This is a genomic window from Yoonia sp. SDW83-1, assembly GCF_046762885.1.
In the GTDB taxonomy this organism is placed as follows: domain Bacteria; phylum Pseudomonadota; class Alphaproteobacteria; order Rhodobacterales; family Rhodobacteraceae; genus Yoonia.
In genome coordinates this window covers 1-26,126 of the sequence record NZ_JBKQXO010000006.1, presented here as the reverse complement: position 1 = coordinate 26,126, position 26,126 = coordinate 1, and the positions used below count along the sequence as shown (strand labels likewise).

The following is a 26,126-nucleotide window of genomic DNA, read 5'->3' as shown; positions in this document are numbered from 1 at the left end:
GCCGGGCGATGGTCTATTTCATCCTCAAGCGGCTCTTGCAGTCCGTCTTTGTGATGCTGGCCGTCGCCCTTTTGGCGTTTTCGCTGTTTCGCTTTGTCGGTGATCCGGTCAGTCAGATGACCGGGGTTGAGACCAGCGTCGAAGATCGCGAACGCCTGCGCGAGGAACTGGGGTTAAACGATCCGTTCATCGCGCAGTTTGCCCGGTTTACGGGTGATATGCTGCAAGGGGATTTCGGGTTTTCCTATCGCACCCGGCAGCCTGTCGCAGAAATGATCACAGACCGGATTCCCGCCACGCTGGAACTGGGCACGGTTGCGTTGATCATATCGCTGATCGTGGGCATTCCCGCGGGGGTCTACACCGCGTTGCGCCCGCGCGGGATCATCACGCAGACGATCCTGATGACCACGCTGGTTGGCGTGTCGATCCCGACATTCGTGATCGGGATCATGCTGATTTTCCTCTTCGGCGTGCAGCTGGGTTGGCTGCCGACCTTTGGCCGTGGTGGCACAGTCGAAATCGGCGGCTGGACATCATCGCTGTTTACAGTCGATGGCTGGCGCGCCCTGATCCTGCCTGCTCTGACGCTGGGGGTGTATCAGTTGACCCTGACCATGCGCCTTGTCCGGGCGGAGATGATGGAGGTGCTGCGTTCGGATTACATCCGCTTTGCCACGGCCCGTGGCATCCCCTATCGCCGCCTTCATTTCCGCCATGCGCTGGCCAATACGATGATCCCGGTGATCACGATTATCGGGCTGCAGTTCGGCGGAGTCATTGCCTTTTCCATCGTCACCGAAAGCGTCTTTCAATGGCCCGGCATGGGGCTGTTGTTTCTTGAAAGCATCCGCTTTGTCGATATCCCCGTCATGGGTGTTTATCTGGTGGTGATCGCGTTCTTTTTCGTGCTCGTGAACCTGCTGGTCGATATGCTCTATATCGCAATCGACCCGCGCCTGCGCGTGAAGGAGGCCGCGTGATGTTGGCCCGGTTCTGGGACAGCGATGCGGTCTGGGCGTTTCGCCATTCGCCAGCGGCGATTGTTGCATTCATTGTCGCCGTCCTGATCCTGGGCGGCGCCCTGTTTGCCCCCTGGCTTGCGCAATCGAACCCCTATGATCTGACGACTTTTTCACTGATCGACGGGTTGTTGCCACCAGTGTGGGAGGAAGGCTCTGACCCCCGTTTCCTGCTGGGCACCGATGATCAGGGGCGCGATATGGTGTCGGCGATCCTTTATGGCGCGCGTCTGTCTTTGTTGATCGGGCTGATGGCGATGCTGATTGCGACGGTGCTGGGTGTCGGGCTGGGGCTGGCCGCCGGATATTATGGCGGCCGGTTTGATGCCATCGTCATGCGCATCGCCGATGTGCAGCTTGCCCTGCCCGCCATTCTGACCGCGCTGCTGATTGACGGGATTGCGCGCGGGCTGTTGCCGCCGTCATCCCATGAAAACCTGCGGATTGTTGTGCTGACCCTCGCCATCGCCCTGTCGCTTTGGGTGAATTTCGCGCGCACCGCCCGCGCGTCCACATTTGTCGAACGCAACAAGGAATATGTGCAGGCCGCGATGATCATGGGCCAGCACCCGCTGCGGGTGATGTTCTGGCACATCCTGCCCAATATCCTCGGCCCGCTGCTGGTGATTATGACCGTCGATCTTGCCTCAGCTATCCTGCTGGAGGCGACACTGTCATTCCTTGGCATTGGCCTGCCCGCCGACAGCCCATCACTTGGCACGCTGATCCGGATCGGGATGCAGTTTTTGCTGTCAGGTGAATGGTGGATCCTGTGGGTGCCAACCCTGTTTCTGGTGGCCCTTGTGGTGTCGATCAACATCCTGGGTGATTTCCTGCGCGATGTTTTTAACCCGAGGTTGCGCTGATGCTGGATGTGCAGGGTCTGACCGTCAAATTCCCATCCCGCCACGGCGATTTCACGGCGATTGAGGATGTATCGATCCGCGTCGCCCCCGGTGAAATTCACGGGTTGGTGGGTGAAAGCGGTGCGGGCAAATCGACCATCGGCGCGGCCATTATCGGCCTTTTGCAGCCACCGGGCTACGTGGCCGCCGGGACCATGACCCTTGGCGACACCGATCTGCGCAAACTGTCCCCTGATCAGGCGCATGAAATGCGAGGCGACCGGATTTCGATGATCTTCCAGGATCCCCAAACCAGCCTGAACCCCCTGATGACCATCGAGGATCAGCTGATCGAGACCATTCAGGCGCATTCCGATGTCAGCACCTCCACTGCGCGCAAACGGGCGATTGACCTACTTGAGGAAATCGGGATCAAGGATGCCGCCAGCCGCATCGGCGCCTATCCGCATCAGTTTTCCGGCGGCATGCGCCAGCGGGTCGTGATCGCGCTGGCCCTGTGTACGGATCCCGAACTGATCATTGCCGATGAACCCACGACTGCACTGGATGTGGCGGTGCAAAGCCAGGTCCTCGACCTGATCCGCAGGCTGGCCGATACGCGCGGGATCGGCTTCATCCTGATCACACATGATATCGGCGTGATTGCCCAGATCACTGATAATGTGACCGTGTTGCGCGGCGGGCGGGTGATGGAAACCGGACCGACAGCGCAGGTTCTGGGTGCGCCCGACCATCCCTATACCCGCGCACTGATGGCGGCGGTGCCCCGGCTGGATCGCAAGCTGGACCGTTTTCTGGTGCCTGCGGATGACGCGCCTGTGGTCCCTGACGCGCGCGGTGTCGATGCCGAGGCATGGTTGCTGGACGGCGTGCAGGAGGGCGGCTTGGGCCTGCAGGTGCGTGACCTGACCGTGCGGTTCGCGGGCACCCGCACATCGCTGTTCCGCAAGCCCGAACCTTATGTCGCGCTGGATGATGTGTCGCTACATGTCAGACCCGGCAGCGTGATGGGGCTGGTCGGCGAAAGCGGATCGGGTAAGTCGACGCTGGCCAAGGCGATATCAGGGCTGATCAGCCCCGCATCCGGCACCATGCAACTAGGCGATACCGACCTGCCCTATGGCAAGGCGCGAGGGCGCGCGCACCCGTCGCGGCGACTGATCCAGATGGTGTTTCAGGACCCCTATTCCAGCCTGAACGCGCGCCACAGGATCGGCGATATCCTGGCTGAACCCCTCGCGCTTTATGGGTTGGAGCCGGACAGGGCCAAACGCCGCGCGCTGGCAATCGGCATGCTGGAACTGGTTGAAATGGACCCCGGCGTGATCGACCGCTATCCGCACCAGTTCTCGGGCGGACAACGGCAGCGGATCGCGGTGGCACGGGCGTTGCTCGCCCGGCCCCGGTTCCTCATCTGTGATGAACCGACATCAGCGCTTGATGTGTCGATCCAAGCGCAGGTTCTGAACCTGCTCAAGGACCTGCAGGCCAAATTCAACCTCACCATTCTTTTCATCAGCCATAATCTGGCAGTGGTCCGCCAGATGGCTGATGACGTCGCGGTGCTGCAATCAGGGGTGCTGGTCGAAACGAAGACGTCAGAGCCGTTTTTCCAGGCCCCGGACGCGGAATATTCACAGACGCTTTTGTCGCTGACCCCGGCGATGCCCTACTAGCTGGTCGGTACAGCACGCGTTTACGTCAATTTAATTGGTCACCCTCCATAAGACACATCCAGGCGGCACGCTTTGGAGCCCGACAAAATGGATGGATTGCCAGAAACATGACAACGGACAGTGCGACCTTTGATCTTCCTCCGGTGATGACGCTTGAGGATTGCCAGGACCTTCATGCCTTTTTGCAACAATCGCGGGGCATACCAATCGCATTGAATTGTGCAGCCGTGACGCGCGTTACCGGACCGGCAGCGCAGATGATGCAGTTTGCGGCGCAGGTTTGGGAACGCGAAGATGTCGGGTTCACACTGGCCGATCCCAGCGAAGGATGTGTGCAGACCCTTGAAACACTCGGCATGGCTTCGTTGCTTGATCAAGAAGGGGTGAACGCATGACCACACATATTCTGGCCATTGACGATTCGCGCACCATTCGCAGCCTGCTGACCATGACGCTGGAAGATGCCGGTTTTTCGGTCACGACCGCTGTCGATGGCGTGGATGGGATCAATAAATTCAAGGAAACTGACGCAGATCTGGTGATTACTGATGTCAACATGCCGAACAAGGATGGGTTCGGCGTGATCGAAGATATCAGGGGCGGCGACAAGAACCGCGGCGTTCCGGTTCTGGTGCTGACCACCGAAAGCGGTGCCGCGCTCAAAGAGCGTGCGCGGAAGGCGGGTGCGACGGGCTGGATTGTCAAACCTTTTGACGACGATTCGCTGGTGTCGGTCATCCGCCGCCTGACAGGAGCCTGATATGGCACAGGAATCATCCATCCTAGATACCTTCTTTGAGGAATGCGAGGACCTGATCGTCGCGTTGACCGAAGGTCTTGAGGAAATGCGCGACGGGAACGCGGACGATGAAACCGTGAACGCGGTGTTCCGTGCCGTGCATTCGATCAAGGGGGCCGCCGGTGCGTTTGCTTTGGACGAACTTGTGGGCTTTGCCCACAAGTTCGAGACCGTGCTGGACGAGCTGCGTTCGCATAAGCTGACCGCCGATGACGGGCTTTTGCGCACCTTGCAGCGCGCCGGCGACATATTGGCCGATCTGGTGGATGACGCCCGCGATCAACGGCCAGCCAATCGCGATGTGGTTGATCCTGTTCTTGCTGAACTTCAGGGGTTTCTGGGACCCGAGGAGGAAGCTACCGCCGAAGAATTCGTTTTCGAGGCCCTGTCCCTTGGATTTGACGATGATGATGAAGAAGGCGGCTATACCGTGTGCTTTACACCTGGCGCCGAATTCTACGCCACAGGTAACGACCCAGCACTGATCATAAGCGCGTTGAAAGAGCTTGGGACAGCAAATGTGACCGTCGATACAACCGGTCTGCCCAAGGAGTTTGCCGATTTCCAGTGGGACAAGGGGTATCTGACCTGGACCGTCGAAATCACCGGGCTGACGACGGATTTGCCCATTCACGAGGTGTTTCAATTCGTCGACGACATTTGTGCGTTGTCGATCACACCGCTTGATGCGGGACCTCCAGCGATCGACCTGCCCGATATCGCGGAACCGGATCCGGCCCCGCCTGCAGAGCCGGAACCAATCGCCTCGGTCGCGCCACCGCCCGAGGCGATCGAAACCACCCCTGCACCGGCGCCGAAAAAGGAAGAGACGGAACGCCCAGCAAAGAAGGCTGCAAGCACGTTGCGTGTTGATCCCGAACGTGTCGATCGGCTGATCAACGCTGTGGGTGAGTTGATCATCAATCAATCTGTTATTTCACAGCGCTTACAAGAGGCCGCGCTTCCCAACTCATCCGAGATCTTTGCCGATCTCGACGATTACAAGCTGCTGGCGCGAGAAATTCAGGAAGGCGTGATGGCTATTCGCGCCCAACCCGTCAAACCACTGTTTCAGCGGATGATGCGGATCGCCCGCGAAGCGTCAGATGCCACCGGCAAGGATGTTGAGGTCTTGACCGAAGGCGAGGCGACAGAAGTAGACAAGACCGTTGTCGAACGGCTTGCCGATCCCCTGACCCACATGATCCGCAACGCCATTGACCACGGCATTGAAACGCCTGAACAGCGGGTCGCCGCCGGCAAATCCAGGCAAGGTACGTTGCGTTTGTCTGCCAGCCAAAGGGCGGGCAGCATTGTGATCGAAATTGCTGATGACGGGGCCGGTCTGAACCGGCCGCGCATTCGCGATATTGCCATCGAAAAAGGGCTGATCGCATCTGATGCCGTGCTGACAGATCAGGAGATCGACCACCTGCTATTCGCCCCAGGATTTTCGACTGCCGCCGAGGTGACAAATCTGTCCGGCCGTGGCGTGGGCATGGATGTCGTCAAAACAGCCATCACCGCTCTTGGCGGGCGCATCGCGATCAGTACGGTTCCGGGTGAAGGCACCACATTCTCGATCACGCTGCCTCTGACCCTTGCTGTGATGGACGGAATGATTATCACCGTGGGCGGCCAAACCATGGTTGTGCCCATATCAAGCATCCTTGAAACAGTCCGCCCGTCCCCGGGCGATCTGTCCAAACTCGGATTGAAGAGCGAACTGCTCAGAATACGCGGCGAATACGTGCCCATCATCGATCTTGCCGAACAACTCGGTCAGCCACCGAGTGATAAGACCATGGCCGAACGTGTCCTGCTGTTAATCCAGACCGAAGCGATTGCTCAATGCGCCATCGCTGTCGATGACATTTTTGACCAGCGCCAGGTCGTCGTGAAAAGCATGCACAACAACTACGGTGACATTGACGGCGTCTCGGGGGCGACAATCCTGGGGGACGGCAAGATCGCTTTGATCATTGATCCCGATGCCATTGCATCAGGCCCCGCGGTCGCACCGCAACTTACCCAATTGCCAGAGGGAGATCTGTCGCATGCCAGAGCAAGCTGACACAACGCAAAACAAGAAGTTGGAATTCGTCACTCTTGTCGCAGGAGGGCAAAACTTTTGCATTGAGATCACCCAGATTCGCGAAATCCGCCGATGGACGCCAGTAACGATCCTGCCGCATTCGCCAGATCACGTGCTTGGCGTGATCAATCTGCGCGGCGCGGTCATTCCCATCATCGACCTTGCCGCGAAACTCGGTTTCGAAAAGATCACACCGACAGAACGACATGTGATCATCATTACCGCGATTGACGAAACGATTATCGGGCTGCTTGTTGAATCTGTTTCCGAAATCCTTGGGGTGAACTCTGACATGGTGCGTGAAACCCCACGCGGGCCAGAAGACGCAACGACCCGGGCGATTTTGGGCGTCATTGCCGTCGACGACGAAATGACGAAGGTCATCAACCTGTCAACACTGATGCCAAAACAGGATCCGGTCGCCGCATGAATGTTGTCACAAATGATCTCGCCGACAGCCAATCGGAGCGGGAATACGCATTTACCGACGGCGATTTCCGGATGATTGCAGAACTGGCAAATGCGAAATTCGGGCTTTTCCTACAGGAGTCCAAAAAATCACTTGTCTATTCGCGCCTGGCCCGCCGGTTGCGCGCTCTGAATTTAGGCAGTTTTCACGACTATTGCGCATTGTTGGCGACCGAAAAAGGTGAGGCAGAACAACCCAATTTTCTATCCGCTCTCACCACCAATGTGACGCATTTCTTCCGCGAACAGCATCACTTCGATCAGCTTCGAAAGGACATCCTGCCAGAGCTGATGCCGAAGGTACGGGCCGGAGGCAATCTGCGGATCTGGTCATCCGCCTGTTCCAGCGGCCAGGAAGCCTATTGTCTGGCGGCCACGGTGTTGGATGTCTGCCCGGACGCCACCCGTCTCGACATCAAGATCCTTGCAACGGATGTGGATTCGGTTGTCATCGAAAAGGCGCGCAAGGGGCGCTACCCCATCGACCAGCTGGACGCGGTTGTGCCCCAATATCGCAGCAAGATGGTGGATGATGGAACCGCCAATGATGGGCAATTCGGGATGAGCCCCAAATTGAGAGAGCTGATCTCTTTCGCGCAACTGAACCTGATGGATGCCTGGCCAATGCGTCGGCCTTTTGATGTGATCATGTGCCGAAATGCAGCGATCTATTTTGACAAGGCGACCCAGGCGCGACTTTGGTCGAGATTTGAACAGGCGCTCAAACCCGGAGGCTACCTGATGATCGGCCATTCCGAGCGTCTGTCCGGCGCCGCCGCCGCGCATTTTCGCAGTATTGGCATCACTGCCTACCAGAAGACCAAAACAGACTAGCGCAGCCGACCGCTTCGCCAAAAAGGAAACCTGAAAGATGAGTTTAAAAGATTCTTTGCGCGTCATGGTCGTCGATGACATGGGCGTCAGCCGCGGCCTCCTGATACAGGCCATCGAGGAGATGGGCATCTGGAAAAACCAGGCGGAGAATGACGGCCGCGCGGCGCTTGCGAAACTTGTGGCAGACCCGGTCCATTTGGTGCTGTCAGACTACAACATGCCGGGGATGGACGGCCTTGAGTTGCTCAAGGCACTGCGTCAAAACAAATCCACCGCGCGGATCGGGTTCATTCTCGTCACAGGTAATCCAACACCCGATCTGGTGTCGAAAGGAAAGGCGCTCGGTCTGAACAACATTATCAAGAAACCATTTTCCACAGCCAGCATGAAACAGTGTATCGAAAGCGTCGTGGGCCGCCTATGACGGCTTTGCCTCACAGTTTTCCCGCGACGCAAGGTGATGGTTTGCTTACAGATATCGCACAGGTCTGTCGCGAAATCGGCGCGATGATTGCGCAAATTGAAACCTCGCTGATCGATGCCGCACAGGACACTGGCACCGTCGTTCTACCGCGTCAGTCCATGCAGCAGATTGATCTGGTGATGCAATCTGTCGAAGAAGTGGCGCTGCTGATGGAACGGTCAAACCAAATGATGCCGACCTGCGCGCGCGCCGATATCGAAAAGATTATTGGCCCGACCAGACTGGAATGGATCAGAAATCGTTTGTCAACGGCGCTTCCCGATAACGGCCGTGCAACCCGCACGGGTGAGGTTTCCTTGTTCTGAGACGTCAGCCAACGCATGGATCATCCCGTCTTTCCACCGATTAACCAGTTGGTATGACCTGACGAGCTACACTTTTACAAACGTCGGAAAGCAAGGGGCAAACCGTTATGGGCACCGGAAATCCGACAAGACAAAAGACGCTGCGGTTGACCCGACAAACAAAAAGGACCTGACTGACATCATGCGGATCCTGCTCGCGCATCAATCTGCCCTTGCACTGGGCCGACTTCGCAAACGGCTGGACCACCAGCCTGGTATTGAGGTGCAGCACAGCGTTTCGGACCTGTCACAGACCTATGATTTTGCCGAACACCGGCAACCCGATTGCGTTGTCATCTCAGCCGCGCTCGCCAATTGTCCGGAATTCGAGGTACTGGATGCGATGTTTCGCATGATGGGAATTGGATGCGTCGTTCTGCAGAGCGATGGACCGAGGCCCGAACACTGCCTATCCACAAAAGTAGCGCGTCATGTGATCTTTCTACAGGAAACGGCGCCAGACGACGCATTGATCACAGCACTGCAGCAATCCCGAACCACAAGGACACAAGTACCGGCCAGTGCGGCCATCGGCACGGTCAAGCAGATTTTTGACAATCGCCGCCTGATCCTAATCGGGTCATCGACCGGCGGCGTGGATGCATTGTTGAACGTTATAAAACACTTTCCGGCGGACTGTCCCCCGACGCTGATCGTGCAGCATACCGGTGGACGATTTGTGCAAAGCCTGATCAAACTGCTGGATGGCGGCACCGCGGCGCATGTACAGGGTGCCCGCCATGGCATGGCAGCCACAGCCGGCAATATCTATCTGGCACCCGACGATACGGTTCACCTGAAACTTGCCCCCGGCAGGACGCCCATAATCGCGCTGTCCGGTGAAGATCTGGTGTCGGGGCACCGGCCATCGGTTGACGCGCTTTTTCAATCGGCAGTGCATCACGCCCATTCGGTGACGGCGGCGATCCTGACGGGTATGGGTCGTGACGGGGCCGCAGGGATCAAGGCGCTGCGCCAAGCCGGGGCGCGCACAGTGGGCCAGGATCAGGCAACATCGGTTGTCTATGGCATGCCGCGTGTCGCACAGGAACTGGGCGGTATCGACCGCCAATTGCCGATCCATGACATCGGGCCTGCCCTCTTGCGTGCATCCGAGGCGAGGGCACCAGCATGAACTTGAACGTCGCGGGAACCCGGCAAAAGAAAACCATTACTGTCGTGCAAGGCGACTATGCGGTCTCGGATGATCCGGAGGCTGTGATGTCGACGGTTCTTGGGTCGTGCGTGGCGGTGTGTCTTTTCGATCCGGTGGCGCGTGTCGGTGGTATGAACCATTTTTTGCTGGCCAGCCAGGGTGATGCCAAGAGCAATGATCTGAAATACGGGGTCAATGCGATGGAATTGCTGATCAACCGGGTCCTTCGAAAAGGGGGGGTGCGGGAAAACTTGCGGGCAAAGCTGTTCGGGGGCGCGCGCATGACAGACCATTCGCGCGATATCGGGCGTTCAAACGCGGATTTTGCGCTCGAATTCCTGGAGCGTGAGGGCATTCCTTGCGTGTCGCAAAGCCTGGGCGGTGATAAGGCGCGCCGGGTGCAGTTTACCCCCACCACCGGGGCCGCCAGACAGCTCCAGATCGCCGGGCAGCCTCCGGTTGCCGAAACGCCGCGCGCGCTGCAGCCCGCAGCCGCCGATATCACCCTGTTCTGACGATAGATGCAACCGTTCTATAGGTGCCCCTCATTCGGACGCACAGCGGCCTTGTCCCGACGCGCTTTGGAACACTAGCGGCCGACAAGGTGAAATCCAAAGAACTGAAACCAGTTTTTGGCTTTCAGGGCCAGTGCAAACCATTGGTGATGCAACGGCAAAATCTGCTTTGCAGATTTTGCGGACGCGTTTTGTCCACCAATTGCGCGCACCCGGTCCGGCAGCCCGCGTTCAGCTGCCGAACCGGCAGACCGAAACCGCTGTGGGCGGTGTGGCCATGTCTTCGCAGGCGGCATCAAGGTCGTCTCCATAACATCCGGGTTCATCAGGCAGCATCAGGCCTCACCCGCATCGCAAAAAACGATCGGGCCGTACTACCCCATCGCCTGCAGACGTTTGAGCAACGATGATGTATCCCAGCGACCACCGCCCAGTTTCTGCACATCCTTGTAGAACTGGTCAACAAGGGCGGTCACTGGCAGGCTGGCCCCGTTTTCATCCGCGGCATCAAGGCAAATGCCCAAGTCCTTACGCATCCAATCCACGGCGAAACCATGGTCAAAGTGGTCATCCAGCATGGTTTCGTATCGGTTGGACATTTGCCAGCTTCCGGCAGCGCCCTGGCTGATCACCTCGATCACGGCGCGCCCATCCAGCCCGGCCTTCTGGGCGAAATGCAGTGCCTCTGACAGTCCTTGCACAAGGCCTGCAATGGCTATCTGGTTGCACATCTTGGTCATCTGGCCAGCACCACTGTCGCCGATCCGGCGGCAGATACGGGCATAGGCGGCGATCACCGCCTCGGCCTTGTCATAGCTGTCCTGCGCGCCGCCACACATAACCGACAAGGCCCCGTTTTCGGCCCCGGCCTGCCCGCCGGATACCGGCGCATCGACAAATGCGATGCCCTTATCGGCGGCGGCAGCATGCAATTCGCGCGTGACCGCAGCAGACACCGTGGTGTGATCCACAAAAATGCTGCCTGACGCCATGCTGGCAAAGGCCCCGTCATCGCCCAGACAGACCGACCGCAGATCATCGTCATTGCCAACGCAGGCCATCACCATATCCGATCCGGACGCGGCCAGGGCGGGGGTGCCCGCCATCTGGCCCTTGTGTTGGGCGACCCATGCCTCGGCCTTGGCCGCCGTCCGGTTATAGACCGTCACATCATGGCCAGCGGCCTGCAAATGACCAGCCATAGGATAGCCCATGACCCCCAAACCCAAGAAAGCCAGTTTCGCCATGATCCGCGTCCTTTGTGGTTTGCCGCCCGCCTACTCTGCCGGATCCCACGGGATTGTATAGGCCCCGAGTGCCTTTTTGATGTCATCATCTGTGGCACCACCGGTCTTGGCGATTTTGGCGACAAGGCCGCGTTTCTTATCTTCGGTCACGGAATGCACCTCGGCCTCCGTGTCGGCGAGGGCCGCGTTGTAGATCCGGGTGATGGCCCGCTTGCGCAGATCCGGTTTGAAAATCTTGCCGACTGCTGTCTTGGGCAATTCATCCAGCACCTCGAGGTATTTCGGATGTGCGGCGCGTTCGTGAATATGATCCTTGGCGTATTCACGCAGCTCCTCGGGGTCGATGCTCGCCCCGTCCACAAGCTCGACATAGGCGCAAGGCACCTCGCCTGCATGGGCATCGGGTTGACCGATTGCTCCGGCGAAGGCGACGGCCTCGTGCCCGGCCAGCGCCTCTTCAATCTCGGCCGGATCAATGTTGTGACCGCCGCGAATGATCAGGTCCTTGGCGCGGCCCGTGATCCACAGATATCCATCAGGGTCCTTGCGCCCAAGATCACCGGTCCGTAGGTATTGCGCGTCAGAGATCGTACCGGAGTAGAACAGATTTTCGTTCTTGTCCGGCTCCGTATAGGTCTTGCCGCCGTAGACGCCAGGATTGGACACACAGATTTCGCCAATCTCATCAACGCCCATTTCCTCGCCCGTGGCGACAGACATGATGCGGATGTCGGTATAGGGGAACGGCAGGCCGATGGAGCCCACGCGCTTTTCCCCATCGGGCGGGTTGATCGACACCAGACAGGTCGCCTCGGTCAGGCCATACCCTTCGCAGATGGTCACACCTGCCGCAGCCTCGAACCGCTTGTAAAGCTCAAGCGGCAGCGGAGCGGACCCGCAAAAGGCCAGCCGGAGCGTCGAGATATCCGCATCCACCTTGCGCTGCATGAGCGCTGACATGGCTGTCGGCACTGTGATCATGAATGTCACTTTGTGCTTTTCGATCAGCTTCCAGAAATTGTCGAATACGCCGTCCCCGCGATAACCCTGCGGGGTCGGGAAAACGATTTCAGCACCAGAGCCCAGCGACGCGCCAAGGCTGACGACGGTGGCGAAGACGTGGAACAAGGGCAGCGGGCACATCTGTACATCCGTCTCGGTAAACAATAGGCGGCTGCCCAGCCAGGCGTTATAGACAATGCCGGAATAGCGGTGCTGCACCACTTTGGGCATGCCTGTCGTCCCACCGGTGTGGAAATAGGCCGCCACGCGATCATGTGCGCTGTCGGCGAATGCCAGTTCCTTGGGTTGCTTGTTCAGTTCCGCGTTGAAATCAAGCACGCGGGCGTCGTGGTCGGTGGGGTTCTTGGGCCGGATCAGGGGCACGATCAGGCGCTTCAACCCGGTCAGATAGCGCAGCAGATCCACCTCGAGGATCGTTTTGACATTGGGGGCAAAGCGCACGGCCTCTGCCGCTTTCTGGGCAACATCGGTTTTCGGGAAAGCCTTGAGCGTGACCAGCACCTTGGCATTGGTTTCACGCAGAATGGCCGAGATTTGTTCGGCTTCCAGCAGCGGGTTGATCGGGTTGACGATCCCCGCAACCTGCCCGCCCAGATAGGTCAGAACGGTTTCGGTGGCGTTGGGCAGCAGGAACGCCACCACATCGTTTTCACCTACCCCAAGGGATCGAAACAGGTTGGCCGCCTGCCCTGTCTTGTCGCGCAGGTCATTCCAGCTGAGCGTTTCGCATTTCGAATTGGGGTCGGATAGCAACCGGTACGATACCGCATTGCGGGGTCCGTGCTTTTCCGCTGTCTGGCTCAGCAACGCATAGGTTGTAATTGGCAGATCGCGCGCATCCCACGGCATTTCGTTTTCGATCGCATTGCGATCATCCATATTCGCATAGACCATACCGGCCTCCTCCCCTGTTGTGCCCACCACCTTATTGTTCGGTGGTTCTCCCGTCGATATAGGGTGGGCAAACTGCGGGGAAATCGCAAGTATAACGCTACGAAAATCTTGATTATTCTGCGGCGACGCCTGCGGTGAACTGCAACCGGGCCAGCCGGGCATAAAGACCGTCCTGCGCGACAAGGCTGTCATGGGTGCCCTGGGCCACGATTTTACCCCCGTCAAAGACGACGATCCGGTCGGCCTTTTTCACCGTAGCCAGCCGGTGGGCGACGATCAGGGTTGTCCGGTTGCGCGCCAAGGCTTCAACCGCCTGTTGCACCGCACTTTCGCTTTCGGCGTCCAGCGCGCTGGTTGCTTCGTCCAGCAACAGGATCGGCGCATCGCGCAGGATGGCGCGGGCAATGGCGATCCGTTGTTTCTGGCCGCCGGACAGCATGACACCCCGTTCGCCGACATAGCTGTCATAACCATCTGGCAAGGCCATCAGAAAGTCATGGGCGGCTGCAGCCTTGGCCGCCGCCTCAACCTCTGCATCGGTCGCATCGGGTCGTCCAAAGCGGATGTTTTCGCGGGCTGTATCGGCAAAAATCACCGGGTCCTGCGGCACAAGGGCGATCTGCTTGCGGAACGCAGCGCGATCAAGGTCTTTCAGGTCCATCCCGTCCAGCCGGATCGTGCCGCTTTGCGGATCGTAAAACCGCAGCACCAACTGGATGATCGTTGTCTTGCCGGCTCCGGACGGGCCGACAAGGGCCACGGTTTCGCCAGGTGCTATCTGAAGGCTGACCTGATCCAAGGCCGAGATACTGGGCCGCGACGGATAGCTGAACGATACATCATCGAACGTGATTTCGCCTTGCAAAGCCGGGGGCATCGCCACGGCGGCAAGCGGATCAGCCACCGTATCCTCGGCCGTCAGCAGTTCGACCAGCCGTTCAGTTGCGCCCGCAGCGCGCTGCAATTCGCCCCAGATTTCAGTTAGCGCGGCCAAAGCACCAGCGACCATGATCGTATAGATCATGAACTGCACCAATTCGCCTTCAGTGATGTCACCCGCCCGCACATCCGTGGCCCCCATCCACAGGAACCCGACAATGGCGGAAAAGGCGATAAAGATGACGATTGCCGTCAGAATGGCGCGGGTGGCGATCCGTTTGCGAGCGGCAACAAAGCTCTTTTCGGTCACATTGCCGAATTTCGCGCGGCTCAGAACCTCATGTGTAAACGCCTGTACGGTCTGGGCGGACAGCAATTGTTCGGATGCATCACCGCTGGATTCGGCAATCAGGTCCTGATTTTCCTTGGACAAGATACGCACCCTGCGGCCCAGCAGGATGATCGGCAGGACAATCACCGGGATCGGCCACAGCACCGCCAGCGACATCTTGATCGAGGTGAACAGCATCAGCGCGATGCCACCAAAGAAGATCAGGATATTGCGCAATGCAACAGACACCGAACTGCCGATAACCGATAGAATAAGGGTGGTGTCGGTGGTGATCCGGCTCAGCACTTCGCCGGTCATGATCTTTTCGTAAAAGGCGGGGCTCATCCCGATCATCCGGTCGAACACCGCCTTGCGGATATCAGCCACCACCCGTTCACCCAGCCGGGTCACAAGATAATAGCGCATCGCTGTGCCGACCGCCAAAAGGGCTGCAATACCGATAGCGGCTGCAAAGTAGCTTTCCAGGATCTCGCCATTTTCGACATCGAAATTGTCGATCACACGGCGTACCGCCAGTGGCAGCACCAGCGATACCATCGCCGTCAGCACCAACGCGCCCAGCGCCGCCACGATCATGCCGCGATAGGGGGACATGAACGGCCACAACGCCTTGAGCGCGCCAATCCGTTTCGATGGGGCGCGGTCGTCCTCGCCTGCTTTGGGGGCGTCAGCCATGCTCGTCTCGTTCTTTGTTCGGCAAGGACATAAAAGCCGCATCGCAGATTAACAAGGCGACCAAATGCACATCGGCCATGCAGCGGTGAATGAGAAAGGTTGGAGCGGGCGACGGGAATCGAACCCGTATCATCAGCTTGGAAGGCTGAGGTCTTACCATTACACAACGCCCGCACAGACAAACAGTTAGGTATTGAACCCTCTCTTTGAGGTCAAGAGACAGTTTGCTATGGGCTTTAGATTATACTAATGAAGGGCCACGAGCGAATCTTCGCTGTACCTTTCGCCAATGGCAGCAGTGCGCAGAAAAGCGGACTTTGCAAAGTGTGGTGGCGGCCCAATGCCGAGATTCGAGCAGTCGAAAGTCTGATGTCGTTGCTTACCTAAAGCAGACGTTCAGACATTGCGCAGCATGCCAACCCTATTCGTCAATAAAGCTACCGTGCATCACGTTGTAGACGCAGAGTTCCTGAACGGCCCAAACGAAGTTGTGGTCGTACGGCATTGCCACGTCACCGCCCTCGGTATAGCCGATGATCAAAAGGTCTGACTCGCCCTCAACCGTCTCGCGCAATGTCTTCGCTTTAACCCAGACGCGCGCATCACAGCGCTCAACCTTCGAATACCGAATTTTCCGAAATTCGAATTGCTCAAGTTCCACGAATTCGACCATGTTTCGCATTTCGCCAGCCATCATGTTGATCGACTTTTTGGTAAGATTTGCAGCGCACCTCGCCATCCTGCCGTAATTCTTGCTCTGCCACCCTGACAGGAAGTCAAAAACTGCCTTCTCAGGACTGGTCTCGTCCAATGGCTCCCCAAACGGGCCTTGTTTTTCAAATGCCTCGAACGCCTTGATTTGCCGTTTGCCGGCCTTGGTCTTTCTGACTTGCGCCAGCGTCTCAGACAAAGAAATATTGGCCTTACACTCAGATGCCGCCTTCCGTTCTTCCTCGGAAGACTTGTCAATTGCCCAGTCCACCAACGCCATCAACAACAACCATGCCTTGGCGCAGACTGTCTTGTTGGCATAGCCAAGAGTGCGCCCTTGAATGATCTTATGCCGCTTAGGTATAGTCATTTCGTCGTTACGCGACTTGTAGGCTCCATTCTTCAATAGCCCGATCAGCGCGGGAAGCCCGGTCGCATGACCAACCACAGAGTCGAATGCAGTGAGGTCCGCGCCTTCTGCAAATGGGCTGATACCTGACACATCGGAGGCGAAGCCATCACAGGCGATTAAGATCAACGGAACAGCCGCGATGTAACGTTCTTCGAGATAGAGATTCAGCGCTTCTCTCAACTGATCATCGCGGAGCGTCGCCTGATGAAAACGTCGCGCACGGATGATCGCGTAAAGTTCGACGTTATCTTTCGTGAACCACTCAACAAGTTTGTTCGGCTTCGTCGCCTTTTCCAGCATTGTTTAGCTCCAACGCGGAATTTGTTACGTCCACGGAAAGGGCGGAGCCGACCGTGATCCAGCCAATGCTGCCGAATGCTGCGTTGAAGCGGTCAGGCAAGTCCAGGATGCTAGGGTCAGGACCCATTGATTTGCTCCGCGGGGCATGATTCACGGGTCGAAAATCGAACGGTGATATGAGCGACCTATACTGGCTGAACGACGCGCAGATGGCACGTCTGGTCCCCTACTTTCCCAAATACCATGGCAAACCTCGCGCAGATGATCGACGCGTACTCAGTGGCATTATCTTCATCAATCGCAATGGCTTACGCTGGCGCGATGCGCCGAAGGAATATGGTCTGCACAAGACCCTGTATAATCGCTGGAAGCGATGGAGTGAGAAAGGGGTCTTTGCTCAGATCGTGATGCGCCTGGCCGCTGAAAACGGTGAGGAAAAAAACTGTCATGATCGAGGCTACCTATTTGAACGCCCACCGCACCGCGACCAGCATGGGCGTTAAAAAGGGGGCGTGGACGCCTGATTGGCCGGACCAAGGGCGGCATGAATACGAAGCTTCATGCGGTCAGTGACTGCCAGGTGCGGCCCATCAGCTTCTTTGTCACCGCCGGGCAGGTCAGCGGCAAGGGCGCTACTGAGCAGCCCGCCAAACGTCGACTGGCTGCTTAGGGACCGTGGTTATGATGCAGATTTGACCAAAGCTGAAAAACCAAGCACCTGGTAGACATCAACTTGAGCCTTGAATTTGAGCGCCCAGTCAGAGATCTGCTTCATTGCTCTGGCTCGACAGTAATTTCCGCAATCCAATCGCGGATATTCTTGACAGTATACCGCACGAGACTGCAGATCCGCACAAAGCGTGGACCAGTGCGTTTTGTCACAGCCAGCTAAAGAAAGCGCTTTGAAGTACCGAACCGCTGCTCAACCTCGTCGCGGCTTAGCAAGCGGTCGATAAGCGCAGTTGTTAGACGCACCTTTACAATTTTTGATGACGACTATCGTGACTGAATTTACTAAACTGAACGCGTTCTATTGCATTCTTCTCAACACAGCCTCTGCGCAGTCTTTTGTCTTGGCTGTTCCGCCCAAGTCTGCGGTCTTGGAGCAACTGTGCAAGAGAGTATGTTGCATGGCGCCTTCAACATCGTCAGCTGCGCCTTCTTCGCCCAGATGCTGCAGCATCGTTGCCACGGTCCAGATCGCAGCGATTGGGTTCGCAATACCCTTTCCCGCGATATCGGGTGCGGATCCATGCACAGGCTCGAACATCGACGGAAACTCGCGTTCTGGATTGATGTTGGCTGACGGGGCAATACCGACCGATCCTGCAATCGCAGGGCCGAGGTCTGATAGAATGTCACCAAACAGATTGGAGGCGACGACCACATCAAACCAGTCGGGATTACGGACAAAATGGGCGGTCAGGATGTCGATGTGAAATTGATCCGTGCTGACGTCTGGATAGGCCTTTGACATCTCCGCAAAGCGTTCGTCCCAGAACGGCATGGAATGCTTGATACCGTTGGATTTGGTGGCTGATGTGACGTGTTTGCGGGCGCGTTTCTGGGCCAGCTCAAACGCGTATCGCATGATGCGGTCTGTGCCCTTGCGGGTAAACACGGCCTCTTGAAATGCCATTTCGTCAGGGGTGCCCCGGTTCATGCGTCCGCCAATGTCGGAATATTCGCCTTCCACGTTTTCCCGCACGACGACAAAATCTATATCCTCTGGTTTACGCCCGGCAAGCGGTGATGTGATGCCGTCAAGCAATCGTACATGACGCATATTGGCGTATTGGTTCATCTCTCGCCGAATAGGCAAAAGAAGACCCCACAAGGACACATGATCAGGTACGGTTGGCCACCCGACAGCACCAAGGTAAATTGCGTCAAAGGCCTTGAGCTGCGCAATGCCGTCGTCGGGCATCATCTGCCCGGTTTCAAGATATCGTTCGCACGACCAGTCAAATGGGGTCCATTCAATGGAAAAACCATGTTTCCGGGCAGCACGATCAGCCACGGCTTGCCCATAGGGCAGGACCTCTTTCCCGATCCCGTCGCCGGGTATGCTGGCAATTCTATATGTCTTGGACATGTGTTTGATCTTTCTTTGATGCGGGTTGGTCGATCACGCAGACGGACGGTTCCAAAACCACGGTCGGGTACTGTGTTGATCTTTTTCATAGGTTTGGATTTGGGGAGACATATCCAAGGTGCGTTGGATGTGGTCTGCACCGGTTAGCAGCAGTTGCTTGCGGTTCTGATTGATCTTGAACGGCATGGCCAAACCGTCTGCTTTTATCATTTCTGCTTTGAGATTGATTTCCATGGTGCAAGTGTCGCGTCCCACCGCACGGGATAAAAGAAGTGCAACGTCAGACTTTGGCAGAGTGATCGCCAACAAACCATTTTTCTCACAATTGCCAAAGAAAATGCCGGCAATCGACGGGGCGATAATGGCGCGAATGCCAAGCTGTAACAGGCCCCACACCGCGTATTCACGGCTGGAGCCGCAGCCAAAGTTATCGCCACATATCAGAAACTTCGCAGCGCGATAGGGATGCTGGTTCAGGATGAATTCAGGCCTTTCCGCGCCTGTTGCGTCAAAGCGAAGATCGTGAAACGCACCAATCGCCAAACCCTCTCGGTCGATCCGTTTGAGGAACTGTTTTGGCATGATCACATCAGTGTCGATATTGGCTGTCGGCAATGGTGCCGCAATGCCAGTGACGGTGGTGAAGGGCGTCATAAGGCGGCCTCCATGATCTCACGCACATCCGACAGTTTGCCAGTCAGGGCTGCCGCAGCGACCATTTCCGGGCTCATCAAATGGGTGCGCGCGCCGCGGCCCTGGCGCCCTTCAAAGTTGCGGTTGGTGGACGAGGCGCAGTGTTCCCCATCAAGGGCAACATCGTCATTCATCGCAAGACACATCGAACATCCTGAGCCACGCCATTCGAACCCTGCCTGTCGAAATACTTGATCCAGTCCTTCGGCCTCTGCAGCCCTGCGAACCTTTTTCGATCCGGGCACAACGATGGCCGTCACACCATCAGCGACCTTACGCCCGTCCAAGATGCGGGCCGCCTTGCGCAAATCCTCGATCCGGGCGTTGGTACATGATCCGATGAAGGCCCGGTCAATGCGGATATCTGTCAGGTTTTGGCCCGCTGACAGTCCCATATAGGCAAGCGCGCGTTCATCTGCTTCGCTCACAGGTTCAGGAATAGCCGAGGTAATCGGAACGGATTGATCAGGACTGGTCCCCCATGTGACTAACGGTGTGATATCTGCCGCGTTCAGCTGAACGACACGTGCGAACTGGGCATCAGGGTCCGATTGCAAGCTGCGCCAATGGGCCTTAGCGGCCTCCAAATCTTCCGGTTTTGGCGCATGTGGTCGATCTGCTAGGTAGTCAAATACCTGTCGATCCGGTGCTATCACAGCCGCCCGCGCGCCAGCCTCAACAGCCATGTTGCACAATGTCATGCGCGCTTCCACGCTGAGCGCGCTGACCGTTGTTCCCGTAAACTCCACCGCATAGCCAGAAGCGCCCGCCGCACCGACATCTGCCACGAAGGCCATCACGATGTCCTTGGCCGTCACGCCAAAAGGTAATACGCCATCAACCTCTACCAGCATCGGTTTCAGCGTTTTGTAGACCAGTGTCTGTGTTGCCAGGACATGTTCGATCTCGGACGTGCCGATGCCAAATGCCAATGCACCAAAGGCGCCATAGGTGGTCCTATGACTGTCGCCGCAAGCGATGACCATGCCGGGCCAGGCAAACCCGTTTTCAGGCACGACCACGTGCTCGATCCCCTGTCTGGGATCGAAAAGGTCAAACAACTGAATGCCATGGCGACTACAGTTTTGCGTCAGTGTCTCAATCTGCAGGCGTCCCCCAGCATCCGCGATTTCGTGCAGCGATCTGATGGACTGTGTCGGATTCACATGGTCGACAACGGCAAGATGCGCCTCCGGGCGTCGGACCGATCGCCCTGCGGCATGCAGCCCGGCAAAGGCTTGCGGGCTGGTGTATTCGTTCATGATATGGAAATCGACGTAAAGCAGAACATGTTCCGCGTCGATTTCGGCAACCATATGCTGGTGCACCAGCTTTTCATAAAGTGTGAGGGACATGACAGCCTTAGGGCAATGGAACGTTAAGAAGTTGACCAAAGATCATCGCCATCAGCAGCACCAGCCCCACGAGCCCCACAAACTGCAATGCCAGTGTCTTTGGCGGGACCTTGGTTTGCTGCGCGATCAACATGCACAGGCCCGCGCCGATCAGCGAGGTTGGGATGAATCCCAAAACCGGGAGCAGTACGGACCAACCAAACAGGCTCGCCAGCATCAGGATCGGACGCAGCAGCGTGCCTTTGGCAGGTGTTGTCACGGGGGCTAAGACCACGGCGCGCAGGGCCAGTGTCAGCGCACCCAATACCAGACCCCCACCTGCTAGCTGTGGAAAGATCGCGCCGAAAACTGACATTTCACGTGCTTCCCACAGGGCATAGCTGCCGAAGATGAACAGGCCGATTGCTGGGATCAGATCTCTGTGCGGAACCCTATTCATTTGGCAGGGCCACCTTTAGCGCGCGGCCCTTACGACCGGTCCACACCGGCCAAAGCAGGGTCAGCATGGTGAAAACGATGATGGCGATGGAAATCGGGCGGGTGAAGAATTCGCCCCAGATATTGCCCGCCGCATTGCCGATCAGATAGCCTTGGACAAAACCCTGCTCGGCAATCGGCCCAAGGATCAGGCCCAACACAATTGGCGATGCCTCGAACCCGTATTTTAGCGCGACCCAGGCAAAAGCGCCAAGTGCCACCATCATCACCACATGGGTGGCGTTCTGTTCCACTGCAAAAGAACCGATCATGATCAGCACACCAATGGCCGGGGCCAGCACTGCCTTGGGGATGGAGGAGATCGTCCGAAACGCCGTGCGCCCGATCAGCAGACCCACCGGGATCATCAGGATTGTCGCGAACAGCAGCCCGAAGATGAACGTATAAACTGTTGATGCCTGTTCAGCAAAAAGCTGCGGACCAACGCGGATACCCTGCACCATCAGCGCGCCCAGAATGATCGCGTCAGGGGGCGTGCCGGGGATGCCCAAAACCAATGTCGGAACAAAGCCGCCCCCGACCGTAGCGGAATTAGCGGATTCCGACGCGATTACGCCGTCAACAGCCCCTTTGCCGAATTCATCTGGTTGCTTTGATGTTCGCTGCGCCTCTGAATAGGCGACCAGACCTGCAACAGCACCTCCAGCAGCAGGCAAAATACCAACAACTGTCCCGATCACAGAGCTGCGGACGAGGTTGAACTTGGACCGCCACATCAGGCCCAAGGCCTCACCCACGCGGGCACCCCTTCCGCCTGCAGCACGCTCGATATGCGGGTCTTGCGTCGCGACCATGTTCAGCAGAACTGGCACGCAATACAGGCCAATCAGCGCAGGGATAATGTGGATGCCGCCCAGCATGACGGGATTGCCGAAGGTATAGCGGACATCACCGCCCACAACGGCTGAGCCGATGGTCGACAGGCCAAGGCCAAGGAAGCCGCCAATCAATCCCTTCAACGTCGCCCCCTTGGACAGTACCGCAATCAGCGACAACCCAAAGATCGCAAGCCAGAAATATTCGACCGGCCCAAACTTCAGCGCAATTGTCGCAAGCGGTGGAGCTACGATCAGCAGCGCAAGCGCGCCAACCAACCCGCCAAAGGCAGAAGCAAAACAAGAAATCGCTACAGCCAGATCACCATCACCCCGCTTGGCCATCGGGAAACCATCAATGGCAGTTGCAATCGCCGCTGGCGTGCCGGGGGTGTTCACAAGAATGGAGGCATAGGCTCCGCCATAAATCGCCCCGGTGTAAACTGCGCCCAAGGCAATCAGCCCTGATGCAGGGTCCATGGTGAATGTAAACGGCACCAGAACAGCCACGGCCATTGTCGCAGACAGCCCCGGCAAGGCACCGATGACTGTTCCAAGCACGACACCGATCAAGGCCAGCATCAGGTTAAAGGGCGTTGCCGCCGACAATAGGGCGTCGATCATATGAACCTCTTGGGAAACGGGTCCCCCCACACGATGCGGCTGTTCCGCGCGGGGGAATGGGCGTTATGCCGATTTCAGGCGTTCGATAGCAGGGGCGTACGCGGCCCTGCGCTCTTCAATGAAACCGGGCACGTCACCCAGAGGAACGTCAATCACTTCGTACCCGGCGGCGGTCATCTGCGCCTGGAAGTCAGGGTTCGCATTGATCTGTTGCAGGATGTCGGACAGGCGCTGCTGAATATCCTGCGGCGTTCCGGCGGGCACGGCAACGCCGCGATAGGCCCCGCCGACGTGATCGTAACCCAATTCCTTGAACGTTGGCGCATCAGGCAAAGCCGCAACCCGTTCATTCGTGGCAACCGCCAGCGTTCGCACCTGTTCACCGGCCTTGACGCCTTGGGTCGTATAGCTCATCGCGGCGGCGATTTGCCCGCCCAGCACAGCCGTCATTGCCGGGGCTGACCCGCGGAATGGAATGTAGGTTGTGATAGCGCCTGTCATATCCATAAAAATCTGTGATGCCAGATGATTGGCTGTGTTGGTGCCAGAGCCGCCGAAGGTCACAGTGCCTGGGTTAGCCGACGCATCATCAATCAGATCTTGTAGCGTCTGATAGGGGCTGTCTGCCTTCACGACAATCGCGTCGGGCGTATAGTGGAAGAAGAAGACATTGTTAATGTCAGCGGTCTGATATCCCACGTCTTTCATGGCTGGCTGCAAAACGGTGTGTGGTACGATTGTGTTCATGATCGTGTGACCATCGGGGTCAAACCCATTCAACTGCGCCCAGGCCGTTGCGCCGCCGGCACCCGGCTTGGATTGGATCACAACGCTTTGGCCGGTGATCTCTTCGAAGAACGGTTGCTGGAACCGAGCGGTCACATCGCTTTCGCCACCGGGATTGAACGGAATTATGTAATTGATCGCGCGACTTGGATAAGTATTGGCGCGCAGGATAGACGGGGCTCCAAGCGCGGCAGCCGTCAGGCCGAGCCCAATCGCACCCTTGCCAAAATGGCGTCTGGTGATGTTTTTCATGATGCTTCCTCCCTGATCGTTGCACTTTTCTAGGGCCACCAGCACCGAATAATTGAGCGGAAAGCATTTATATGTATTTCTGCATTAATCTCGAAATTGATCTCGACTATGGTTCGTCGAAACTTTCTGCAGACGAGATAGCCATGGGTTTGAACTTTACGACCGCATTATCCGAAGCACCTGTCGCCGATTGCTTCTTTGATGGATTTCGCGAAGAGTTCATTGATGTGCATGCAGGGCGCGTATTTTGCAGGATAGCTGGCAAGGGCCCTGCGGTTCTCCTGCTACACGGGTATCCACAAACCTCCGCAATTTGGCATAAGGTGGCCCCGCAATTAGCGCAGAACTACACCGTTATTTGCGCCGATCTGCGTGGTTATGGCAGGTCGCATAAACCAAAGACGGACGCAGATCATGCGCCATATTCCAAGCGGTCAACCGCCATTGACATGGTTGAGGTAATGGATGCGCTTGGCCATCCACGGTTTTTCATAGGGGCGCATGATCGAGGCGCGCGCGTCGCGCATCGACTTGCGGCCGATCATCCCGAACGGGTGATTGCGCTGGCTTCATTGGATATTGCGCCGACACGCGAAATGTACCGGGATGGCGACAGTGAATTCGCCCAGACATACTGGCACTGGTATTGGCTGACCCAGGCCTATCCGTTTCCAGAAACACTGATCCAAGGGACAAGCGACTACTATTGGCTAAAAAAATGCGGTTCAGGATCGGCGGGTCTGCAGCCTTTTGTCCGCCAAGCGCTTGATGAATATCTGACCTACTTTCGCGATCCTGCGGTTATCCACGCCTCTTGCGAGGACTATCGGGCCGCGATCACGATCGACCAGGCCCATGATGACATGGATACGAAACGTCTCAGGATGCCCGTGCTCGCATTGTGGGGGAGGCACGGGGCAATTGAAAAGCATTTCGACTGTCTGGCGCTGTGGCGCGAAAGAGCAGAAAATGTGCGCGGTTGGCCCATAGATGGTGGGCACTACCTCGCGGAAGAGAAATCCGCGGATGTCGTATCAGCATTTCAGGGGTTTTTTGCGAGCGCGCTGGACGATGAGCTTGCGGCAAGCACCGGGTAGGTATGCGAGACTCAGGCTACGCCCCAACCTGACCCTTGCGTAACACCAGATACGTGCAAGGCAAAACAGGCCCCATGAAGGGCCCGTTTCTTTGGTAGGTGAGTGGGTTGGTTTAGGTTCGGGTTTGGTTAATCGAATGGGTTGGCGTTCGCGTTGATCTCAAGCGCACGATCAACAAAACTTTCGCCAATGGCCGGTTTAAATTCATCAAAGATCGGCTCGAACGCATCGCGCCAGGCTTGCCGCTCCTCATCCGTCAGACTGATGACGATACCGTCATCCTCTATGATGTTCTGACGGCTGATCTGGTTCAGCTCAAAGGCAAATCGGTTCCGTTCGTGCGATACAAGTTTCATCGTGTCGATAAAGATATTGCGGGTCTCCGGATCAAGACTGTCGAGGAACGATGTTGTTGTGAACACGAGGTATCCCAGATAATGATGACTGGTCTCAGTGGTCGCGGCCTGGGCGGTGTAGAAACCTTTGGAGTCGATATTCGAGAAGGTGTTTTCCTGCCCCTGAACCTCGCCCGATTGAAGTCCGCCAAGTACGTCAGCAAAAGCCATCTTGCGTGGGGTGACACCCATCGTTTCTAGCATTGCCGCCATGATCGGCGATGAGGATTGGACACGGAAAGTCAATCCATCGGCATCGCGTGGCAATCGCATCGGGCGTGTGGCCGAGAAGTGGCGCATGCCGTTCGACCAGAAGGTCATGCCATAGAAACCATCATCTTCCAACTGCTCATAGATTTCCTCGGTGGCATCAGAGCTAAGGAACTCAAGCGCGTGCAGCGGGCCGTCAAATAGAAATGGAAGGTCAAACAGCGCCAGCTTGTTGGCAAACTGGGTCATCTTGGTGGGGCTGGGTGCTGCAAAATGCACTTCACCATCTAGCATCGCCTGCCACAGCTTTTCGTCATCAGCGTAAAGTTCGCTATTACCAACGACCTCAATACAGTAGCGACCATCAAGCTGTGTGTTGATCGCATCGGCATAGGCCAGTGCAGCCTCGCCCTTGGGATGGCCTTGCAGCGATGTGATAATGCTGAAGATCAGCTTTTGTTCCCCTTGATCGCATTGCGCGATGAGTTGGGCCGGAAACGCTGCAAGCGCGGCGAGTGTGAGTGTTTGTAGAAATTTCATTGTTCTGTCCTCGT

At 57.2% G+C, this 26,126-nt stretch carries 24 protein-coding genes, 1 tRNA gene and 1 pseudogene; 14 read left to right on the top strand and 12 right to left on the bottom strand.

The genetic code is table 11. The features are described from left to right. The first annotated feature begins 8 nt into the window (after positions 1–8). From ACFWW4_RS09160 to ACFWW4_RS09105, 12 genes are all read left to right on the top strand, one after another. The gene (locus ACFWW4_RS09160; protein ID WP_411890565.1) at positions 9–983 is read left to right on the top strand and encodes an ABC transporter permease; all 975 of its coding nucleotides are present in this window, start codon (positions 9–11) and stop codon (positions 981–983) included. Beyond that, positions 983–1,888 (top strand): ABC transporter permease, encoded by a 906-nt coding sequence (locus ACFWW4_RS09155; protein WP_411890564.1) that lies wholly within the window; start codon positions 983–985, stop codon positions 1,886–1,888. Before ACFWW4_RS09160 ends, ACFWW4_RS09155 begins: the two co-directional genes overlap by 1 nt. Then, positions 1,888–3,564, top strand: a complete 1,677-nt coding sequence (locus ACFWW4_RS09150; protein WP_411890563.1) for a dipeptide ABC transporter ATP-binding protein — start codon at positions 1,888–1,890, stop codon at positions 3,562–3,564. The genes ACFWW4_RS09155 and ACFWW4_RS09150 overlap by 1 nt, the downstream gene beginning before the upstream one ends. A 107-nt stretch (positions 3,565–3,671) precedes the next feature. After that, the gene (locus ACFWW4_RS09145; RefSeq protein ID WP_411890562.1) at positions 3,672–3,959 is read left to right on the top strand and encodes a hypothetical protein; all 288 of its coding nucleotides are present in this window, start codon (positions 3,672–3,674) and stop codon (positions 3,957–3,959) included. Then, positions 3,956–4,324 (top strand): response regulator, encoded by a 369-nt coding sequence (locus ACFWW4_RS09140; RefSeq protein ID WP_393930490.1) that lies wholly within the window; start codon positions 3,956–3,958, stop codon positions 4,322–4,324. Before ACFWW4_RS09145 ends, ACFWW4_RS09140 begins: the two co-directional genes overlap by 4 nt. 1 nt (position 4,325) lies before the next feature. Next, positions 4,326–6,437 carry a chemotaxis protein CheA gene (locus ACFWW4_RS09135; RefSeq protein ID WP_411890561.1) on the top strand — a complete coding sequence of 704 codons (2,112 nt, stop codon included), beginning with the start codon at positions 4,326–4,328 and terminating at the stop codon, positions 6,435–6,437. Beyond that, positions 6,421–6,888, top strand: coding sequence for a chemotaxis protein CheW (locus tag ACFWW4_RS09130; protein WP_411890560.1), 468 nt, complete (start codon positions 6,421–6,423; stop codon positions 6,886–6,888). The genes ACFWW4_RS09135 and ACFWW4_RS09130 overlap by 17 nt, the downstream gene beginning before the upstream one ends. After that, on the top strand, positions 6,885–7,760 hold the full coding sequence (locus tag ACFWW4_RS09125; RefSeq protein WP_411890559.1) for a CheR family methyltransferase: 876 nt from the start codon (positions 6,885–6,887) through the stop codon (positions 7,758–7,760). Before ACFWW4_RS09130 ends, ACFWW4_RS09125 begins: the two co-directional genes overlap by 4 nt. Before the next feature lie 37 nt (positions 7,761–7,797). Continuing rightward, positions 7,798–8,184 carry a response regulator gene (locus tag ACFWW4_RS09120; protein WP_411890558.1) on the top strand — a complete coding sequence of 129 codons (387 nt, stop codon included), beginning with the start codon at positions 7,798–7,800 and terminating at the stop codon, positions 8,182–8,184. A gap of 41 nt (positions 8,185–8,225) precedes the next feature. After that, the gene (locus ACFWW4_RS09115; RefSeq protein ID WP_411890557.1) at positions 8,226–8,549 is read left to right on the top strand and encodes a hypothetical protein; all 324 of its coding nucleotides are present in this window, start codon (positions 8,226–8,228) and stop codon (positions 8,547–8,549) included. A gap of 181 nt (positions 8,550–8,730) precedes the next feature. Next, on the top strand, positions 8,731–9,723 hold the full coding sequence (locus ACFWW4_RS09110; protein ID WP_411890556.1) for a chemotaxis protein CheB: 993 nt from the start codon (positions 8,731–8,733) through the stop codon (positions 9,721–9,723). Next, on the top strand, positions 9,720–10,259 hold the full coding sequence (locus ACFWW4_RS09105) for a chemotaxis protein CheD (RefSeq protein ID WP_411890555.1): 540 nt from the start codon (positions 9,720–9,722) through the stop codon (positions 10,257–10,259). Before ACFWW4_RS09110 ends, ACFWW4_RS09105 begins: the two co-directional genes overlap by 4 nt. A gap of 374 nt (positions 10,260–10,633) precedes the next feature. Here ACFWW4_RS09105 and ACFWW4_RS09100 read toward each other — a convergent pair whose 3' ends face one another. From ACFWW4_RS09100 to ACFWW4_RS09080, 5 genes are all read right to left on the bottom strand, one after another. Further along, a complete protein-coding gene (locus ACFWW4_RS09100; RefSeq protein ID WP_411890554.1) occupies positions 10,634–11,506 on the bottom strand; it encodes an NAD(P)-dependent oxidoreductase in 873 nt (290 codons plus the stop codon). Positions 11,507–11,536: 30 nt separating this feature from the next. Next, positions 11,537–13,423 (bottom strand): acyl-CoA synthetase, encoded by a 1,887-nt coding sequence (locus ACFWW4_RS09095; RefSeq protein WP_411890553.1) that lies wholly within the window; start codon positions 13,421–13,423, stop codon positions 11,537–11,539. A gap of 112 nt (positions 13,424–13,535) precedes the next feature. Then, entirely contained in the window at positions 13,536–15,329 is a 1,794-nt protein-coding gene (locus tag ACFWW4_RS09090) for an ABC transporter transmembrane domain-containing protein (RefSeq protein ID WP_411890552.1), read from the bottom strand. A gap of 100 nt (positions 15,330–15,429) precedes the next feature. Continuing rightward, positions 15,430–15,503: transfer RNA gene (locus tag ACFWW4_RS09085), tRNA-Gly, on the bottom strand. Between the two features lie 247 nt (positions 15,504–15,750). Then, positions 15,751–16,752: a hypothetical protein gene (locus ACFWW4_RS09080; protein WP_411890551.1), complete on the bottom strand. Its 1,002-nt coding sequence runs from the start codon at positions 16,750–16,752 to the stop codon at positions 15,751–15,753. Positions 16,753–16,928: 176 nt separating this feature from the next. Here ACFWW4_RS09080 and ACFWW4_RS09075 point away from each other — a divergent pair. Continuing rightward, positions 16,929–17,444: pseudogene (locus tag ACFWW4_RS09075) on the top strand (IS5 family transposase); the annotation flags it as partial. 338 nt (positions 17,445–17,782) lie between these two features. Here ACFWW4_RS09075 and ACFWW4_RS09070 read toward each other — a convergent pair. The 6 genes from ACFWW4_RS09070 to ACFWW4_RS09045 form a co-directional block, all read right to left on the bottom strand. Beyond that, positions 17,783–18,847 carry a tartrate dehydrogenase gene (locus tag ACFWW4_RS09070; protein WP_411890550.1) on the bottom strand — a complete coding sequence of 355 codons (1,065 nt, stop codon included), beginning with the start codon at positions 18,845–18,847 and terminating at the stop codon, positions 17,783–17,785. 33 nt (positions 18,848–18,880) lie between these two features. After that, a complete protein-coding gene (gene leuD / locus ACFWW4_RS09065) occupies positions 18,881–19,501 on the bottom strand; it encodes a 3-isopropylmalate dehydratase small subunit (RefSeq protein WP_411890549.1) in 621 nt (206 codons plus the stop codon). After that, positions 19,498–20,895 carry a 3-isopropylmalate dehydratase large subunit gene (leuC, locus tag ACFWW4_RS09060; RefSeq protein ID WP_411890548.1) on the bottom strand — a complete coding sequence of 466 codons (1,398 nt, stop codon included), beginning with the start codon at positions 20,893–20,895 and terminating at the stop codon, positions 19,498–19,500. Before leuC ends, leuD begins: the two co-directional genes overlap by 4 nt. 7 nt (positions 20,896–20,902) lie before the next feature. Next, positions 20,903–21,334 (bottom strand): tripartite tricarboxylate transporter TctB family protein, encoded by a 432-nt coding sequence (locus tag ACFWW4_RS09055; protein ID WP_411890547.1) that lies wholly within the window; start codon positions 21,332–21,334, stop codon positions 20,903–20,905. Beyond that, positions 21,327–22,832 carry a tripartite tricarboxylate transporter permease gene (locus tag ACFWW4_RS09050; RefSeq protein WP_411890546.1) on the bottom strand — a complete coding sequence of 502 codons (1,506 nt, stop codon included), beginning with the start codon at positions 22,830–22,832 and terminating at the stop codon, positions 21,327–21,329. Before ACFWW4_RS09050 ends, ACFWW4_RS09055 begins: the two co-directional genes overlap by 8 nt. 63 nt (positions 22,833–22,895) lie before the next feature. Then, the gene (locus tag ACFWW4_RS09045; protein ID WP_411890545.1) at positions 22,896–23,870 is read right to left on the bottom strand and encodes a tripartite tricarboxylate transporter substrate binding protein; all 975 of its coding nucleotides are present in this window, start codon (positions 23,868–23,870) and stop codon (positions 22,896–22,898) included. Positions 23,871–24,013: 143 nt separating this feature from the next. On the opposite strand from ACFWW4_RS09045, the gene ACFWW4_RS09040 reads away from it, so the two are divergent. Beyond that, on the top strand, positions 24,014–24,967 hold the full coding sequence (locus ACFWW4_RS09040) for an alpha/beta fold hydrolase (RefSeq protein ID WP_411890544.1): 954 nt from the start codon (positions 24,014–24,016) through the stop codon (positions 24,965–24,967). A gap of 128 nt (positions 24,968–25,095) precedes the next feature. On the opposite strand, the gene ACFWW4_RS09035 is transcribed toward ACFWW4_RS09040, so the two are convergent. Then, the gene (locus tag ACFWW4_RS09035; RefSeq protein WP_411890543.1) at positions 25,096–26,112 is read right to left on the bottom strand and encodes a DctP family TRAP transporter solute-binding subunit; all 1,017 of its coding nucleotides are present in this window, start codon (positions 26,110–26,112) and stop codon (positions 25,096–25,098) included. Positions 26,113–26,126: the final 14 nt, after the last annotated feature.

Bases quoted from the DNA above. Each gene is read 5' to 3' on its own strand.
- ACFWW4_RS09160 (WP_411890565.1), top strand. From the start codon at position 9: ATGGTCTATTTCATCCTCAAGCGGCTCTTGCAGTCCGTCTTTGTGATG.
- ACFWW4_RS09155 (WP_411890564.1), top strand. From the start codon at position 983: ATGTTGGCCCGGTTCTGGGACAGCGATGCGGTCTGGGCGTTTCGCCAT.
- ACFWW4_RS09150 (WP_411890563.1), top strand. From the start codon at position 1,888: ATGCTGGATGTGCAGGGTCTGACCGTCAAATTCCCATCCCGCCACGGC.
- ACFWW4_RS09145 (WP_411890562.1), top strand. From the start codon at position 3,672: ATGACAACGGACAGTGCGACCTTTGATCTTCCTCCGGTGATGACGCTT.
- ACFWW4_RS09140 (WP_393930490.1), top strand. From the start codon at position 3,956: ATGACCACACATATTCTGGCCATTGACGATTCGCGCACCATTCGCAGC.
- ACFWW4_RS09135 (WP_411890561.1), top strand. From the start codon at position 4,326: ATGGCACAGGAATCATCCATCCTAGATACCTTCTTTGAGGAATGCGAG.
- ACFWW4_RS09130 (WP_411890560.1), top strand. From the start codon at position 6,421: ATGCCAGAGCAAGCTGACACAACGCAAAACAAGAAGTTGGAATTCGTC.
- ACFWW4_RS09125 (WP_411890559.1), top strand. From the start codon at position 6,885: ATGAATGTTGTCACAAATGATCTCGCCGACAGCCAATCGGAGCGGGAA.
- ACFWW4_RS09120 (WP_411890558.1), top strand. From the start codon at position 7,798: ATGAGTTTAAAAGATTCTTTGCGCGTCATGGTCGTCGATGACATGGGC.
- ACFWW4_RS09110 (WP_411890556.1), top strand. From the start codon at position 8,731: ATGCGGATCCTGCTCGCGCATCAATCTGCCCTTGCACTGGGCCGACTT.
- ACFWW4_RS09105 (WP_411890555.1), top strand. From the start codon at position 9,720: ATGAACTTGAACGTCGCGGGAACCCGGCAAAAGAAAACCATTACTGTC.
- ACFWW4_RS09100 (WP_411890554.1), bottom strand. From the start codon at position 11,506: ATGGCGAAACTGGCTTTCTTGGGTTTGGGGGTCATGGGCTATCCTATG.
- ACFWW4_RS09095 (WP_411890553.1), bottom strand. From the start codon at position 13,423: ATGGTCTATGCGAATATGGATGATCGCAATGCGATCGAAAACGAAATG.
- ACFWW4_RS09090 (WP_411890552.1), bottom strand. From the start codon at position 15,329: ATGGCTGACGCCCCCAAAGCAGGCGAGGACGACCGCGCCCCATCGAAA.
- ACFWW4_RS09080 (WP_411890551.1), bottom strand. From the start codon at position 16,752: ATGCTGGAAAAGGCGACGAAGCCGAACAAACTTGTTGAGTGGTTCACG.
- ACFWW4_RS09070 (WP_411890550.1), bottom strand. From the start codon at position 18,847: ATGTCCAAGACATATAGAATTGCCAGCATACCCGGCGACGGGATCGGG.
- leuD (WP_411890549.1), bottom strand. From the start codon at position 19,501: ATGACGCCCTTCACCACCGTCACTGGCATTGCGGCACCATTGCCGACA.
- leuC (WP_411890548.1), bottom strand. From the start codon at position 20,895: ATGTCCCTCACACTTTATGAAAAGCTGGTGCACCAGCATATGGTTGCC.
- ACFWW4_RS09055 (WP_411890547.1), bottom strand. From the start codon at position 21,334: ATGAATAGGGTTCCGCACAGAGATCTGATCCCAGCAATCGGCCTGTTC.
- ACFWW4_RS09050 (WP_411890546.1), bottom strand. From the start codon at position 22,832: ATGATCGACGCCCTATTGTCGGCGGCAACGCCCTTTAACCTGATGCTG.
- ACFWW4_RS09045 (WP_411890545.1), bottom strand. From the start codon at position 23,870: ATGAAAAACATCACCAGACGCCATTTTGGCAAGGGTGCGATTGGGCTC.
- ACFWW4_RS09040 (WP_411890544.1), top strand. From the start codon at position 24,014: ATGGGTTTGAACTTTACGACCGCATTATCCGAAGCACCTGTCGCCGAT.
- ACFWW4_RS09035 (WP_411890543.1), bottom strand. From the start codon at position 26,112: ATGAAATTTCTACAAACACTCACACTCGCCGCGCTTGCAGCGTTTCCG.